General features: G+C 40.1%; 18 protein-coding genes. All 18 read left to right on the top strand.

Annotated features, from left to right (window positions below; genetic code table 11):
• Nucleotides 1-313: 313 nt before the first annotated feature.
• The 18 genes from M5U24_RS16770 (at nt 314) to M5U24_RS16685 (ending at nt 16,218) form a co-directional block, all read left to right on the top strand.
• On the top strand, nt 314-649 hold the full coding sequence (locus M5U24_RS16770; RefSeq protein ID WP_099326736.1) for an ankyrin repeat domain-containing protein: 336 nt from the start codon (nt 314-316) through the stop codon (nt 647-649).
• On the top strand, nt 649-786 hold the full coding sequence (locus M5U24_RS16765; protein WP_298203069.1) for a hypothetical protein: 138 nt from the start codon (nt 649-651) through the stop codon (nt 784-786). The genes M5U24_RS16770 and M5U24_RS16765 overlap by 1 nt, the downstream gene beginning before the upstream one ends.
• A gap of 153 nt (nt 787-939) precedes the next feature.
• Nucleotides 940-2,322, top strand: coding sequence for an argininosuccinate lyase (argH, locus tag M5U24_RS16760; RefSeq protein ID WP_099326735.1), 1,383 nt, complete (start codon nt 940-942; stop codon nt 2,320-2,322).
• A gap of 5 nt (nt 2,323-2,327) precedes the next feature.
• Nucleotides 2,328-3,116 (top strand): alanine racemase, encoded by a 789-nt coding sequence (locus M5U24_RS16755; RefSeq protein WP_298203067.1) that lies wholly within the window; start codon nt 2,328-2,330, stop codon nt 3,114-3,116.
• Nucleotides 3,117-3,120: 4 nt separating this feature from the next.
• Entirely contained in the window at nt 3,121-3,615 is a 495-nt protein-coding gene (locus tag M5U24_RS16750; RefSeq protein ID WP_320414772.1) for a hypothetical protein, read from the top strand.
• A gap of 13 nt (nt 3,616-3,628) precedes the next feature.
• Complete coding sequence (locus M5U24_RS16745; RefSeq protein ID WP_099326733.1) at nt 3,629-4,267, top strand: bifunctional precorrin-2 dehydrogenase/sirohydrochlorin ferrochelatase; 639 nt, start codon at nt 3,629-3,631, stop codon at nt 4,265-4,267.
• 146 nt (nt 4,268-4,413) lie between these two features.
• Complete coding sequence (locus tag M5U24_RS16740; RefSeq protein ID WP_099327131.1) at nt 4,414-5,304, top strand: 4Fe-4S binding protein; 891 nt, start codon at nt 4,414-4,416, stop codon at nt 5,302-5,304.
• Nucleotides 5,305-5,317: 13 nt separating this feature from the next.
• Nucleotides 5,318-5,737, top strand: coding sequence for a DsrE/DsrF/DrsH-like family protein (locus M5U24_RS16735; RefSeq protein ID WP_099326732.1), 420 nt, complete (start codon nt 5,318-5,320; stop codon nt 5,735-5,737).
• Nucleotides 5,738-5,770: 33 nt separating this feature from the next.
• Complete coding sequence (locus tag M5U24_RS16730) at nt 5,771-6,685, top strand: cysteine synthase family protein (RefSeq protein ID WP_099327130.1); 915 nt, start codon at nt 5,771-5,773, stop codon at nt 6,683-6,685.
• A gap of 41 nt (nt 6,686-6,726) precedes the next feature.
• On the top strand, nt 6,727-7,146 hold the full coding sequence (locus tag M5U24_RS16725) for a M67 family metallopeptidase (RefSeq protein WP_099326731.1): 420 nt from the start codon (nt 6,727-6,729) through the stop codon (nt 7,144-7,146).
• Nucleotides 7,147-7,191: 45 nt separating this feature from the next.
• On the top strand, nt 7,192-7,437 hold the full coding sequence (locus M5U24_RS16720; protein WP_169702827.1) for a sulfurtransferase TusA family protein: 246 nt from the start codon (nt 7,192-7,194) through the stop codon (nt 7,435-7,437).
• A 363-nt stretch (nt 7,438-7,800) separates the two neighbouring features.
• The gene (locus tag M5U24_RS16715) at nt 7,801-8,322 is read left to right on the top strand and encodes a ubiquinol-cytochrome c reductase iron-sulfur subunit (protein ID WP_099326730.1); all 522 of its coding nucleotides are present in this window, start codon (nt 7,801-7,803) and stop codon (nt 8,320-8,322) included.
• A 367-nt stretch (nt 8,323-8,689) separates the two neighbouring features.
• Nucleotides 8,690-10,102: an FAD-dependent oxidoreductase gene (locus M5U24_RS16710; protein WP_230405663.1), complete on the top strand. Its 1,413-nt coding sequence runs from the start codon at nt 8,690-8,692 to the stop codon at nt 10,100-10,102.
• Nucleotides 10,103-10,184: 82 nt separating this feature from the next.
• Entirely contained in the window at nt 10,185-10,955 is a 771-nt protein-coding gene (locus M5U24_RS16705) for a cytochrome b N-terminal domain-containing protein (RefSeq protein WP_099326728.1), read from the top strand.
• A 41-nt stretch (nt 10,956-10,996) separates the two neighbouring features.
• On the top strand, nt 10,997-11,719 hold the full coding sequence (locus M5U24_RS16700; RefSeq protein ID WP_099326727.1) for a hypothetical protein: 723 nt from the start codon (nt 10,997-10,999) through the stop codon (nt 11,717-11,719).
• 37 nt (nt 11,720-11,756) lie between these two features.
• Entirely contained in the window at nt 11,757-12,848 is a 1,092-nt protein-coding gene (locus M5U24_RS16695) for a multiheme c-type cytochrome (RefSeq protein WP_157820736.1), read from the top strand.
• An 83-nt stretch (nt 12,849-12,931) separates the two neighbouring features.
• Nucleotides 12,932-14,686 carry a multiheme c-type cytochrome gene (locus M5U24_RS16690; protein WP_099326726.1) on the top strand — a complete coding sequence of 585 codons (1,755 nt, stop codon included), beginning with the start codon at nt 12,932-12,934 and terminating at the stop codon, nt 14,684-14,686.
• A gap of 194 nt (nt 14,687-14,880) precedes the next feature.
• Nucleotides 14,881-16,218: an IS1380-like element ISCku8 family transposase gene (locus M5U24_RS16685; RefSeq protein WP_099323988.1), complete on the top strand. Its 1,338-nt coding sequence runs from the start codon at nt 14,881-14,883 to the stop codon at nt 16,216-16,218.
• The last annotated feature ends 40 nt before the right edge of the window (nt 16,219-16,258 follow it).

Genomic DNA, 16,258 nt, shown 5'->3' with positions numbered 1-16,258 from the left:
CAATACCAGAAAATGATTCGTCATTTACTTGATATATATGCTGAACGTCATATGTAAAAAATCCTTTAACAAGACACTCAATCTCTGAAAAAGAGTAACACTGTAGTTTTTTGAAAAAGTAAAAATGCTCGTTCCCAAGTAGCGGCAAGGCATGCCTTGCCGCTACTTGGGAACGTAATTGTATTGGAAGCTCTCGCTTCCTTTTTGTAAAAATTATTGTAACCGTTCACAGGGTTTAAGTTGTTGCTAAAAGTGTACTTAATAAATTGTGGATTTATCACTTCTTTTGAAAATTTCTCGATTGTGAAAGAAAATGGGTATTTTTTCAGGATTTCAAAACAAATTACAGAAAACAAAACTTCAAATTGAAATTGAAGCAAGGAACGTAATTACAGTAAAAAATCTTCTCAAGACAAATCCTTCATTAGTAACCGCTACGTACCAAAACAATTATACCGCCCTTCATCTGGCAGCACATGAGGGACAAAAAGCTATTGTAAAGACGCTTATCTCTTACGGCGCGGATATTCATGCCAGGGCAAAAAACGGGGACACTCCCCTTGATATCGCAAAAAAGAGGAATCATCTTGCAGTAGTAAACATTCTGGAAGGAAAAGGCAACCATCCGGGGAAAAAACAAGACGAATAATGAATCGTGAATACTCCCTGAGCTGGCATGGACAGCGCAAATATTTGGCTCACATCCTTGCTCAGGTTGCTTCGCATTATGACTTTGATGTTGCCGTGTGCGATAATGTTATTGTGTTGACTAGGGGCAGGTATTGAGCTATAGTACTCCCTTTTCTTTTCTATAGCCCGAGTGTGTTCTTCTTTCAGGCATTGTATTTGACGTTTGGGGGTAATATCGTTCTGTGTGTGAATTGTCGTTTTATAAAGGCAACATGTTTAAAAAAATTTTAATAGTGAAAGTATAAATTTATGAAGAAGAAACTTTGGGGTGGAAGATTTACCGAACAGACAAAGGCGTCTGTAGAGTCCTTCACCGAATCAATTTCCTTCGATTGGCGTCTTTATAAGTTTGATATTGAGGGAAGCATTGCACATGCAACCATGCTTGCGCAGCGCAAGATCATTACCGAAAAGGAAAAAAAGGAGATTATAAAAGGTCTGGAGATTATTTTGGCGGAAATGAATGCCGGTACATTTAAATTTAAAAAAAATCTCGAAGACATTCACATGAATATCGAATCGGCTTTGATAGAACGTATCGGAGAACCGGCGAAAAAACTACATACGGCAAGGAGCAGAAATGATCAGGTCGCCCTCGATCTGAGATTGTGGGTGCGTGAGCAAATATTGATTACGAGCAACTACTTAACCCTTGTACAACAAGGGCTGGTGAAAAAGGGCAAGGAGTATTTTGGAGCAATAATGCCTGGCTTTACCCATATGCAACACGCCCAGCCAATACTTTTGTCGCATTATTTACTGGCATATGTAGAGATGTTTGAAAGAGATGAAAAGAGGCTTGCCGATTGTGCAAAAAGGCTTAATGAATCCCCTTTAGGAGCGTGCGCCCTTGCGGGTACAACGTTGCCGACCGATCCGATGATAACTGCAAAATTGCTTAACTTCGGCAGTATTTGCCAAAATAGCATTGACGCGGTAAGCGACCGGGATTTTTGTATGGAATATGTATTTGCCCTCTCTTTGATCTCAATGCATTTGTCAAGGCTGTGTGAAGAGTGGATAATTTGGTGTAATGACGAATTTAGTTTTATTGATATTAGCGACGCTTATTGTACCGGTTCGAGCATAATGCCGCAGAAGAAGAATCCTGATGTGCTGGAGCTTATCAGAGGAAAGTGTGGGCGCGTATACAGCCATTTGACTACATTGCTAACGTTGTTTAAGGGATTGCCTTTAAGTTATAACCGGGATATGCAGGAAGACAAGGTTGCCGTTTTTGACGCTGCGGAGACGGTTCATTCTATGTTGAATATATTTGCTGAGCTTATTGCAAATACTCGTTTTAACAGCGAAAGAATGAAACTGGCATGTGAAAATGGTTTCAGTGACGCAACGGCGCTCGCTGAATATCTGGTAAAACTAGATGTGCCATTTCGCAAGGCGCATGAGATTGTCGGGAATATTGTGAGGGAATGTGTTCGGCTAAACCGGAAGATAAAAGATTTAGATTTAGAAACATTGAAACGTCATTCTCACCTTATTACGAAAGATGTATTTCAGGTGATTGGGGTAGAGAATTGTGTTATGAACTACAAGAGCTCAGGTTCTTCAGCGCCGCGTCTTGTGAAAAACCGTCTTGCACACTGGGAAAGAAAATTGAGTAAGGGATAATATTTATGGATGCTTTTCATTATGATGGGAATACCCTCTATTGTGAGCGGGTAAAGATTAAAGATATTGTTTCAGAGACAGGTACGCCGGTTTATATTTACAGCAAAAATGCAATTCTCACAAGGTTTAATGAATTAAAAACCGCATTTCAGGAGGTTGACGCGACCATTTGTTTTTCGGTGAAGTCGAATTCAAATCTTTCGGTTTGCAAAATATTAGCCGATGAAGGGTCCGGTTTTGATGTAGTTTCAGGCGGCGAGCTGTTTCGGGCGCTTAAGGCAGGCGGAAAGCCCTCAAAGATTGTGTTTGCCGGAGTAGGGAAAACGGATAAAGAAATACAATACGCCCTGGAAAATGATATTTTTATGTTTAATGTTGAATCAATTGCAGAGATAGAACATATAAATGCAGCGGCATGCAGGGCGGGTAAAACGGCAAAAGTTGCTTTGCGCATTAATCCCGATATTGACGCCAAGACTCATGCAAAAACCACGACGGGGAAAAAGGAAAACAAATTTGGCATTGACCTGATTGTTGCGGAAACAATTATTGAAAAAGCGAAGGCATATACAAATGTTACTATTTGCGGAATTCATGTACATTTAGGTTCGCCGATATATTCAGCAGACCCTTATGTGAATGCCTTAAAAAAAATTACCATGTTTATGGAGAAATGTCGTAATGCCGGCATCAATATACAATATTTAAATATAGGGGGGATATTGTATTTCATATACGGGGGAAAAAGTAATAGAGCCAAAGGATTATTCCACCCAAATACTGCCATTTGCTAAAGAGATGAAGTGTCGGGTAATCATGGAACCCGGGCGGTTTATTACAGGTAATTCGGGGATTTTAGTAACAAGTGTTATTTATAATAAACAAAACTCGCATGGCAAAAAATTTGTTATTTGCGATGCGGCTATGAATGATTTGTTACGTCCCGCTCTTTATGATGCGTTTCACAGGATATGGCCGGTAAACACCAGCGTTGCGATGCCTGATGTTGAAACTCCTGACACAAGTGTGGCAAAACAAGGGATGGATTTGGTAGATATTGTAGGCCCTGTATGTGAAAGCAGCGATGTTTTTGCGAAAGACAGGGCGATTCCACCGGTCAATGAGGGAGATTTGCTGGCAATATTTAGCGCTGGCGCGTATGGGTTTACCATGAGTTCCAGCTATAATTCCCGTCCGCGTTCATGCGAGATTCTTGTGGATAGAGACAAATATATTGTTATAAGAAAAAGGGAAACGTATGAAGATTTAATTGCAGGCGAGGAATTGGTTTAATTGCGGAGAAAATATGTCGAAATATTACCCGGCGCAAATCAATATTAATAATAAAAAATGTGTGGTGGTCGGGGGTGGGAACGTTGCCTGGCGCAAGGTTTGTAGCTTGAAAAATGCCGGTGCAAAGGTAGTTGTAGTGTCTCCTGTGTTTTGTCCGGAGATGGAAAGGGAAGAAGGCATTGAACTCGTTAAACAGAAATACGACGAATACTATTTGAATGGAGCGGTAATTGTAATCGCATCTACTGATGATGAAAAGGTGAATGAAAAAGTCTATCATGATGCGGTGAGAAAGGGGATGCTGGTGAATGTTGTGGATAAACCGGATTACTGTTCCTTTATTGTTCCGTCGTCTATTGTACGCGGAGATCTTTGTATTACCATTTCTACCGGCGGGTCAAGCCCTGCTTTTGCGCGCAATATACGTTTGCATCTGGAAAAACAATTTGGAAATGAATACAGTGAGTTTACAGAACTTTTGTCAGAAATGCGGAGAAAAGTGCTTGGCGAAATTTCTGACGAAAAAATCAGGCGGGGAATTTTACAGCGAATTGCGGAATGGGATATGTTTGATTTTTTTAAGGAAAAGGGAGCCTCTGAAACGAGAAATAAAATGCTGAATATTATTTCAGGGAAACATATTTGTAAATAATTATGGAAGATTTTTGTTTAAAACTTCTTTTTTCTTGCTTTAGTTTTTGCAAAGTGCTAATGTTAATTTAAGAAAGAAATATGGTGTGATAGTATACGTAAGTACTGTGATGTGTTACGGTTATAATTAAAATGACTGGAGTTGCAATGGCAGAAAAAACAGTGAAACAAAAGATTGATTTAAACGAGCTAAAGTCCGGAGGATTTATAAAACAGACGCAAAAAGATCTTTTTACGGTTCGGTTAAAAGTTCCTGGTGGTCGAATTACCCCTGATAAAATGTTAAAGATTGCAGAAGTTGCGAAGAAATACAGTAGATTGGGATATTGCCACCTGAGTTTCAGACAATCGGTGGAAATTATTGGGGTTCATATTGACGATTTCGATGCGGTAATAAAGGAACTGGCGACGGTAGATCAAAAAGTTGCTTCCTGCGGGCCAAGGGTCAGAGTACCTACTGCGTGTGGTGGTTGTGAATACAATCCGAATGGGATTATGGATACACAAGCAAAGGCGCTGGAAGTGGACGAAAAGTTTTTCGGCACGCCGTGTCACCATAAGTTCAAAATGGGGTTTTCCGGATGCCCGATTGATTGTACGAGAACGAGGGAGTCTGATTTGGGGTTTCAGGGTGTTGTTTATCCTGTTTGGACAGAAGATTTTTGTAATGGGTGTACCTTATGCGCAAAGGCGTGTTTGGAAGGTGCTATCGTTTCTGATAAAGAGGGAAAACCTATATTTGATCAATCGAAATGTGTGTATTGCGGCGATTGTATTAAGGCTTGCCCGATGGATGTATGGAAAGAAAAGAAAAAGGGCTGGCTGGTAAGAGTGGGGGGGAAACATGGTAGACACCCCCGTGAAGCGGATGTTGTTCTTGATTATTTACCTGATGAGAAAGTAAATGATTTTGCGAATGCCACAATCGAATGGTATAACAAAAATGGTAAAACGAAAGAAAGAGTTGGCACGTGTATTGACCGCGTAGGTTTGGACAAATTCAAAAAGGAAGTTGCTGGCGCTTTTACGAAAGCATAAAGGATTACTATTAATGAGCAGGAAAAAAAAATTTGTCATATTTGCACATAGTGGAACCTACGATAAGCTTTATCAGATTGTTACATTGGCTATTACTGCCGCTTCAATGGGAAAAGAAACGTACATTTTCCTCTTTTTTGGGGCATTGAAACGTTTTGTTAATGAAGAATTTTCGCCGGAAATTTTGGGTTCTGAATTTGGAGAGGAAGGCGAAGGGTTGAGGAAACGTATGGTAGATATGAACCCAGCACCGCTCAAAGAACTACTGGAAGAGGTGAGATCTCTTGGAAATTTAAAACTGTATGCATGTTCGGGAGCCGTGAAGTTAATGGATCTTGAAGAAGTAAAAGTAAAATCGAAAGTAGATGATATTCTTGGCTTGACAACAATAATAGAAATTGCTGATGGAGCAGAAACACAATTATTTATTTGATGTATGCAGGTTGGGATATTAAAAGATAACGATATGCCCCGAAAAGTACGTTGCAATTCAATTTTGGAGAGAATTGGAAACACGCCGCTTATCAGGATTAACAAAATTACAAAGGAATTGCAGAAAAGGAACGTAGAAATTTACGTTAAAGCAGAATGGTTTAACCCTGGAGGCTCTGTAAAGGATCGTCCCGCGTTACGAATTGTCGAAGATGCTGAAAAATCGGGGAAGTTGGGCGGTGATAAAATATTGATAGATTCGACTTCGGGTAATACCGGCATAGCGTATGCGTTTATCGGTGCAGTAAAAGGATACGAGGTTAATTTGGTAATGCCCTTAAATGTTAGTGAGGAAAGAAAACGAATCGTATCTGCTTTCGGAACAAAAACCATATACACGGATCCATTATTAGGTTCTGACGGCGCTATGAATGAAGCCAAGAGACTGGTCAACGAAACCCCTGCAAAATATTTTTATGGCAATCAGTACAATAACCCTTCAAATTGGATGTCGCACTATGAAACAACCGGTGTTGAAATATGGAAGCAGACAGAGGGTAACTTAACCCATTTTATTGCTTGTTTGGGAACGAGTGGCACATTAATGGGTACGGGAAAAAGGTTGAAGAAATTTAACTCTAATATTCAGGTAATATCGGTTGAACCCGACACGTCCATTCACGGACTGGAAGGAATGAAGCATATGGAAACTTCGATTACTCCTGGCATTTACAATGAGGATTTTCCCGACAGGAAAATGTATGTTGAAACGGAAGATGCGTATAAATTGGTAAAGAGGCTTGCCGCAGAGGAGGGATTTTTTGTCGGGTATTCTTCTGGCGCCGCCCTTGCAGCATCGTTAAAGGTAGCGGATGAAATTAAAAATGGGATGATTGTGACAATATTTCCCGACAGGGGTGATAGATATCTTAGTACAAGTTTTTGGTAATTTGTGTACAGGCTTTTCTTAAGATTTGAGGTACTGAGGAATTGTTACACATCGGTAAAAATGAGTTAAACAGTATTAAAAATGAGGTAATAAAGAACTACCCTTTAGAATGTTGCGGGTTATTAGTCGGCATGAATACTTCAGAAAAAAAAGTAGTAGAGGTACATGCTGTTCAAAATAAAAATACAGAAAGAACGCAGGATAGATACGAAATATCCGGTAAGGATTTCATGAAGACAGACAGAATCGCTTCCAAAAAAGGATTACAAATTATAGGCATTTATCATTCACATCCCGATCATCCTGCAGTTCCTTCGGCATTTGACACAGAGAATGCTTGGAGTGGTTATTCCTATATGATCGTTTCAGTGGAAAAACGGAAAGATATTGAATTCAGAGCGTGGATTTTTGATGAAAAGAGAAAATTATTTATAGAAGAAAAAATTAATTGTATCGGGTAATTTTTACAGTACATATTTATTTTGTTATTTTTTGGGGATGTATAAGTGACAGAGAAAGAGGAATTTGTTCCGGATGATAAAATTGATTTAAGGGGAGTGCTTTGTCCTATTAACTTTGTAAAAACAAAATTGAAACTGGAGATGTTGGATACCGGTCAAATTTTGGAAGTTATATTAGATGATGGAGAACCGATGAGAAGTGTTCCCAGAAGCATAAAGGAAGAAGGCCATAAAATAGTTAAGGTGGAGAACTTGGATAATAGTTATAGAATCCTGATTAAGAAGGTATAAAAATATCTTTTGGTTTATCAAAATATTCTTGACATTTCTTTTTGATATCTTTATTATTCGACCCTAAATATACGTTTGACTCGCATCGAGTATGTACCCTTTAATCGATAATCCATTAGTCCTACTATATCCTGCTCTCTTAATTTTACAATTAAGTACTAACAGAAGCTGTTCCAAAGAAAAAAACAGTACAAATGAAATTTTAATTATTTTTACCGTTGAAAGTGAAAGTGTATAACGATTAACAAATCAAGCATTAAAACGTTATAAAGATTAAAGATAGTTTTCTGATTAAATGTTGTGCATAAAAGTGATCGAGTACAACCCTGAGAAAATCAAATTCAATTGATTGAGGAGGTAATTATGGGATCAAAAAAAGATGAAAACAAATGCTGTGAATCAGGGAAAGAAGGGGGTATCTGGTTTACTATATCTCGCAGAAATTTCCTGACATTAGCTGGTTGGGGTTTGTTTTTTGCCGCGATAGGAGCTTATTTAAGTCAATTGTTTGGTTATAAAGGATTCTTCTATCCAAAAGTACTTTTTGAACCGTCGCCAAGGTTTTTTGTTGGCGAACCGAAACAGTTTCCTGTAGGCTCGGTTACTACTTTGAAATCGAGAAAAATATTTGTTGTTCGTGACGCAGATAGTTTTAAAGCAATCTCTGTTGTTTGTACGCATCTTGGTTGTGCAGTAGAGTTTTCAAAAGAAAAAAATATATTCGAATGTCCATGCCATGGAAGTAAATATTACCGCAACGGTGTAAATTTCGCGGGGCCAGCGCCACGGCCATTAGATCATTTGCAGATGATACTTGACAATAATGGGAAATTGGCTGTTGATACAAGCGTGAAAGTACCGTTAGAGACAGAGTTAATTGTGTAGGATTTTTTTTGGATTTATTTAGAAAGATACTTCAATGACTCAAACAACAATACCAGAACAAGGAATACGCGCACTTTTAGATTTGGATTGGTTGAGAGAAAACATACGTTGTCAGCACCGTTGTCCGGCGCATATGGATGTACCGGGATATATACGATTAATTAGCCAAGGTAAGTTTGAAGAATCTTACAGACTTATGAAGGAAACAAACCCTTTTCCCGCGGTGTGTGGTTACGTCTGCCCTCATCCATGTGAATCTAAATGTAAGCGCGGGGATTTTGACCGGCCTGTTGCTATCGATGCTTTAAAGAGATTTGTCACTGATTATGTTTTTAAAAATAAAATAAAAATTCCTGCTCCGGCGGTAGTGAAGAAAAAACAGAAGGTAGCGATTATAGGAGCTGGACCGGCGGGGTTGACTGCGGCTTTTGACCTTGCAGGGATGGGATATAAAGTGACCGTATTTGAAAAAGAAGCCCAGGTAGGCGGTATGATGATGTGGGCTATTCCATCTTATAGGTTGCCTCGCGACCAGATTATGTTTGATGTTAGCCATATTTTAGAAAGAGGCGTGCAAATAAAGACAAACACTCCGATTGGAGGCAAAGGTAAATCTTTTTCTGATTTACTGGAAATGGGATATGATGCGGTGTTTATTGCTGTAGGTGCACAAATTGGCAAACGCCTTGAAATAGCGGGAGAAGAAGGCACTGATGGTGTAATGGATTGTCTTGTATTTTTGAAAAATGTTAGTGCTGGTGATACTAGGAAACCCGGCGAAAATATCGTTGTAATTGGTGGCGGTAATTCTGCCGTAGATGCAGCAAGAACTGCAAAGCGTCTATCCAAAAATGTTTCCATCGTTTATAGAAGAACCAGGGAAGAGATGCCAGCATTGTCGTGGGAGGTTGAAGAAGCTGAGCACGAAGGGGTAAGTTTCCACTTTTTGGCTGCTCCAGTGAAAATTGTAACCGAGAATGGGAAGGCAAAAGGTTTGGAATGTATTAAGATGCGGTTGGGAAAACCAGATGAAAGTGGAAGAAGAAGGCCTGAGCCTATTCCGGATTCCACTTTTATCATTGATACTGACTGTGTTATTTCTGCAATCAGCCAGGAACCAGATTTAAAATTCTTAGGGGATAAGCATGGTTTGAAAGTTAATAAATGGGGAACCATTGCTGTTGATGGGAATCTTGCAACAAGTAAAAAGGGTATTTTTGCAGGGGGAGATGTCACATTAGGCCCTAGCACAATAATAGAATGTATCGCACAGGGCCATTTAGCTGCCAATTCTATTGACAGGTTTATAAACGGTGAACCGTTGGAGGAGCCTAAGAAAAAAGTTTGGGTAACGCTTCTTGATAGTGAAATTGATTTGCGAGAAGAAAATTATGATGCAACACTCCGTCAAGATATGCGATTGTTGCCAGAACACGAGAGAGAAGGCAATTTTGATCTAGTCGAGCTTGGCTTAGATGAATTTCAGGCGGCAAGAGAAGCAAACAGATGTCTTAAGTGTGACCTTACGATAAATGTTGAAACAAATGAATGCGTGCTGTGCGGGCGTTGCAGCATGGTGTGTCCTGTAGGTGCGCTTAAACAAGTGGATGCATTTGACCAAAGTAAAGAACACAAGCCATTTATGAGCAAGGATGGTATTGTAATTAAATATACTGATAAATGTATTCGTTGTGGAAATTGTAAAGATTGTCCTGTAAATGTGATATCTATGAAGCGTGTATTATGGAAACCCAATGAGGACGTTAATAAATTTCTATAAAGAAAGGGGGGAGGTTGGAGGGTATATTAATCATGAAAAGAGAGCATAAAGATAAAAGTATAGCTGAGAAGGGGATGTTTAAATGAAATCACTGAATGAATTAAAAAGATTGATTACAGAGAATGAAATTTGGAGGTCTGTATTCCGGCATGGTTATGCAGATACCCCAAGGAACAGAGTCCTTCAGATAATCAGTAATGTATGGTTGCATTTGCATCCGGCGAAGGTGCGAGAACACGGTACAAAGATACGGTTTACCTGGTGTATGGGTGGGATTACGTTTTTTATTTTTCTATTTGAAGCATTGACCGGTATTTTGCTCATGTTTTATTATACACCAGATGTAAACAGGGCATATGCTGACACCGTCGATTTGATGTATGTGGTGCCATTTGGGAGATTTTTAAGAAATTCACATCGTTGGGGCGCTCATGCAATGGTTATTACCGTGAGTATTCATATGTTGCGGGTGTTTTTGACAGGCTCTTACAAACCGCCGCGTCAGTTCAATTGGGTGGTGGGTGTTTTTTTGCTAGTGTTAACATTTTTGCTAAGTTTTACAGGTTATTTGTTACCTTGGGATCAATTGGGATATTGGGCTATTACTGTTGGCACGAACATGGCGAGGGCGACCCCCTTGTTAGGACATGAAGGCCCCTTTGCTTATATTTTAGGAATGGAGGCAAATAATGATATCCGATTTGCCTTATTGGGAGGCACATCAATTGGGGCCCCTGCGTTGTTGCGTGCTTATGTGTGGCACTGTATCGGTATACCTGTTATCGCCTCTGCTCTTATGATGGTTCATTTTTGGAGAGTTCGTAAGGATGGCGGCATTTCTGGCCCGTTATAGTTTAAATTTTTGTTTCATCGGAATTTCAGAGGAGTAGTTCCATGGAAGTTAGTGAGCGAAGAAGTGTTTCTATTGAAATCAAAGATGATAAGGTCTTTACATGGCCCAACTTGGTAGCTAAAGAGTTTTTGGCGGCTATATTTGTTACCGTTGGGCTTCTTGTTTATTCATATTTTGTAGATGCGCCGTTACGTGAGTTGTCAAATCCAGGGCAAGCTGAAAATCCAGCAAAAGCGCCGTGGTATTTTTTGGGATTACAGGAGGCTTTAGTTTATTTTGACCCTTGGTTTGCAGGTGTTGTACTTCCTGGTATAATAGTTTTAGGGTTGATTGTTATACCATACATTGATAACAATCCCAAGGGGAACGGTTATTATACATTCAGAGAAAGAAAGTTTGCAGTAAGCGCTTTCATGTCTGGCTATATATTCTGGTATATTTTAATTTATATCGGAACAGCATTGAGAGGGCCTTTTTGGTCTTTCTTTTGGCCGTGGGAAAAATGGACGCATGATTTTCCAACGCCTCCGCCTTTACATAATATGCCGTTGTCGGTAGGTATGGCATTGTTGTTAGGCTTTTATTTCGTTGGATTAGTTGTTCCCATTTTGGTTAATAGTAATTTTTTTAATAGGATAGGCGTTATACGTTATGTCATAACGATGGGGCTTATGCTTACAATGATTGGTATTGTATTAAAAATGTTTTTAAGGATTGCTTTTAATATTAAGTATATTATAGCGACACCTTGGATTAACATATGATTTTAGTACAAAAAATATTTCTTATGGCAGGTGATTTATGAGCATACAAAGACTGATATTTTTTGTTTTTAGTAGCATGTTTTTTATCAGCACGCTTGTTTGGTTCAACGAAGAATTCAATCCTGAATGGAAGAAATATCAGGAAGAATATTACAAAGAAAATGCAAAGGAAGTTGAGAGGGAGTTTAATGCCGCGACTTCAGTACAGGAAAGAGAAATGTTGGGCAAGAGGCTAACCTCTTTGAAAAGTCCAAAGTACGAAGTGAAGCAGATTCTTTTAAAAGGCGACTATGCGTGGACAGACGGCAAAAATGGCGATAAAGTTGACAGATGTATAACATGCCACATTGACGAAAGGAAACTTGTAGCGGTTCATCCTAACACAAAATATTTTCCGTCTGATATTTACGGATGTACAGTTTGTCACGGTGGGATTGGAAGGGCGCTTAATGAAGAAATGGCGCATGAGGGTATGGTTGTCGGAAGACGAGATATGTTGAAAAAACTGAAAACTGCGGAACCTTTGTTTGAATTTTGGGATGAACTTGCAACGTTAACCCCGGAAGAGAATGACCCAAATCAGCGAATTGAAATGGGGGATTTCAAGCGTTTTTGCATAACGGGTGATAAGAATATTTATGTAGGGAGTGACAAGTGTTTGAAATGCCATACCGGGCTAACCTCTCCGCATGTTGAAAGATGGCAGCGGATAAAATTTAAGACATTCGAAAAAGTAAAAAAGGCGCCTGATTATATCGCGGGGAATGAGGCATACAGAACAACATGTTTTAAGTGTCATACAACTGGGTATGATGCAGATACCGGTACTTACTCGGAAGAAGGGGTAACATGTGAAGCTTGTCACGGTGCAGGTGAAACATATGCATATTTCATGGAAGTTGGTAAGGCTCCCGAAGGGCAGAAGATAGCGAAAATAGGTACGTTTGGGACAGTTTATAACATTTGTGGACCTTGTCATCATACAAGAGCTCACGAAATGCGTTTGAAATTTTTTCAGGAATATGGCAAAGGTGATGAATGGTTTTTTCCGGAACATACAGAACCATATAAAACTACTGCCACTGATGATATAGGCTTGCAAGAATTCAAACTCCCTAAAATAAATTGACATTTTCAAAGAGTTAAACAGTAAAGCGGATCTTTTAAACGAAATATTATAATGCTGGATTTAGTGGAAGAGGAGGCAAAATAATGAAGTTTCACAGGATGAGAGCGGTACTAATCGCTATCCCTTTTTTAATGTGTGTCTTTTTTTCAAATGTTAAAGAAGTGAAGGCTGAGGCAAATTTAAAAGAATTACAAAAAAAAGCAACCAGTTACTATGAGATTCTATATCCAAATGAACCATTGCCAATGTGGGATTGGCTCGGGGCTAATGTTGGGCTGGAAAAGGGTGCAGGGCCCTGGATGGAGTTATATAAACCAGTGCCATTGCAGATGTATTGGTTCCCGGGGAGGCACTACGTGAAACCAGATGGTACTTATTATGACCAACTTTTAGAAAGATTTAAACCTACTGATTGTGTTACGTGCCATGAAGAGGTTACGCCTGGGTTTGTGAATGACTGGAAGGATTCGACACACGCGAATCCTAAAAAGTCCCCGCAATTTGCCGAAAAGACACAACAAATAGAAAAACTTATTGGTCGTGAGTTGAAAGAGGTCACCTGTAGCGATTGCCACGGGAAAGATCATAAGGAGTTACATATGCCTACGCCTGCTCATTGTGGTGAATGTCACCCAAAAGAAGTAACTGAATTTATGGGTGAAAGAGAACGAGGCAGACCTAATCACATTGACGGCCTTATGGCAAATGTGGTACCACCGTGGTATCCAGAGATGTTTAGAAGAGGTTATCCGGCAGCACAGTTCGGTTGCGATTTATGTCATGCAACAGACCGTTGCAACATATGTCACTCAAGACATAAATTTGCAGCAGCGGAAGGCCGGAGACCAGAAGCCTGTATGAGTTGCCACATGGGTTTTGATCATCCGGATGCTGAAACGTATAGTGAATCGAAGATGGGATATATTTATCACATGGAAGGTGAACACTGGGACTGGGAAAAGCCTTTGGCTGAGGTAGTTCCTGGCAAAGATTATAGAACACCCACGTGTCAGTTTTGTCATTTTGACCAGGGAAATGGAACATTTGCACATAACCCTGTCACTAAAGGTGTATGGAGGATGGGAACTATTCCTCCTAAAGGGATTGAATATAAATCATCATTAAAAGATTATCCTTACGGCATTAATTTACCACCGATGAACTATAAACTAGACGTTTATTCTCCTGAAAACAAAAAGAGATCTGAGCAGTGGGTCAATGTATGCAGTAAGTGCCATAGCCCTAGGTTTGCAAGGTTATATCGGGAGAATTTAGACGAGTTTATGTTTGAAATGTGGAGGTTGCAGGATAGGGCGCAAGGTATTCTTGACGAAATAGTAGCGCTTGATGCGTTTGAAGTACCTATTAAGAAAAGAGATATCTTTCCGCTTGGTGATATTCTTGCTGATGCGCTAGGACCAGGTCTGTTAGGTGAAGCTGTATACAGTGCTTTTAAAACTACTGGTGGGAAAGTGCCTGTAATAGGACCTATTTTGGGGCTGTATGGAGTATTTATGACTGGAAAGAACAACCCTTCTCAGATAGAATTAGAGTATGCAAATATGTGGTTTGGTGACAAGGCACATGCATATAAGGGCGTTGCTCATGGACAGCAAGATATAGCCTGGTGGTATGGAGCAGCAAAGGTGTATCAGGGTATTAACAAGTTAGAGAGTCAGGCTGAACAACTCAAAAAATTAAAGAAATTAGACGAACTTTTGGAGTCAAAGAAGAGAAAAGGTCTTGCCGGTATTTTAGGCAGTATTATTGGTGGCGTTGCAGTACTTATGATTAGCGCTGCTATTTGGAAAAAGAGACGTGATGCATCACAACAGTAATAATGTATTAAATTGAGTGATAATTTTAAAAAAAGGCATCTTTTTAGATGCCTTTTTTTATTTTATTTTGTTACCTAAATCCTGCAAACAAGGCAAAGCCTTGTTGCAGGAATAGGATTGAAATGGTAGGATTTCCAAGGTATTCGGCGGTATATTGATAACAAAAAACACCTGAAAGGAGATTCACCATTTCGATGAAGAATATAGCAAAAAAATACAGCAAAAGACAACCGAAAATCAAGGCAGAGATGAGCGGGAAAGGCTTAACGGTACATGCAGGGCTTTTACCGGTATTGAATTTTATGGGTAAGCTGATGTTCCGGGAGAGAGTCCATGAAGCGGTCCATAAGGATCGTGGAGCAAATGCCCGGTATCAGTTTGTCGATGCGGTACAAATGGTAGTGATAGGGTTGATAGCAGGGGCGACATCGATGGTAGAGGTGATGAAGGTGTGTACAGATGAGGTATTGAAGAAGATGTCCGGGTGGAAAGAGGTACCTGTAGATACTACGATAGGACGTATTATGAAGCTGGCGAGTCAGGGAGATATAGTGGAACTGACGGGGGTGATCCACCGGTTTAGGGGAAAGATATGGAAGCGTGCGGTGAGATCAGGCCATAAACTCAGGAGTGCTCTTTGCGAAGTATGGATAGATGTTGATTCTACCGTAGATGGTGTATATGGGAAACAGGAGGGTGCAGAGGTAGGATATAATCCGCACAAGAAGGGGCAGAAGGCGTATCATCCCTTAATGGCATTTATTGCAGAAACAAAGGAGGTATTACATAGTTGGTTCCGCTGTGGAAGCGCCTACACGAGTAACGGAGTAGTAGAGTTCATGAAGGAATGTATGGCGTACATGAATAAGGGGGTAAGGGTGGTATTTCGGGGAGACAGCGGTTTTTTTACCGGAGAATTACTTGAATACCTTGAGTCAATATTGGCGGGATATCTGATTAAGGTAAAGCTGAAGAATCTGGAAGGATTGCTTGAAGGGCAGAAATGGAATGAGGTGAAAGGGGAGCCAGGATGGGAACAGGCTGAATTTTGGTATCGATGTGCAGGGTGGGATCGTGCGAGACGTTTTGTGGCAGTGCGGCAATTGGTCAAAAGAGAAAAGAAATTAGTAGAAGTGTCCGTGTATGAGTATTTTTGTTACGTTACAACGGAGCGGTTAAGTCCGATGGAAGCGCATCGTTGTTATGGAAAGAGGGCTACCTGCGAGACTTTGATAGAAGAGAGTAAAGGACAGATGAATGCGGGGCACATACGTACGGGTGAATTTTTGGCCAATGCTGCGCTATTTCAGTGTGCGGTGTTAGCGTATAATCTTTTGAAGTGGATGGGATTGCTCAGTGGTGGAGTGATACAAAAGTGGGAAGTAAAGACGATGAGACTGTGGTTAATCCGTGTGGCAGGGAAACTGGTGGAGAGAAGCCGGCAGATGACATTAAAATTGCCGGAGAAATTTCTCCATCAGGAGGAATGGGAAAAGTGGGAACGCATGTCACTGGATGTAGTTTTTCAGTAGAAAACCGACGTTGTATTTCGTTTTTTTAGTCTTTTGAGAG

The organism is Candidatus Kuenenia sp. (assembly GCF_027493735.1).
Classification (GTDB): Bacteria; Planctomycetota; Brocadiia; order Brocadiales; family Brocadiaceae; genus Kuenenia; species Kuenenia stuttgartiensis_A.
Note: the sequence above shows the minus strand (reverse complement) of the source record. Positions and strands in the feature narration are given on the sequence as shown.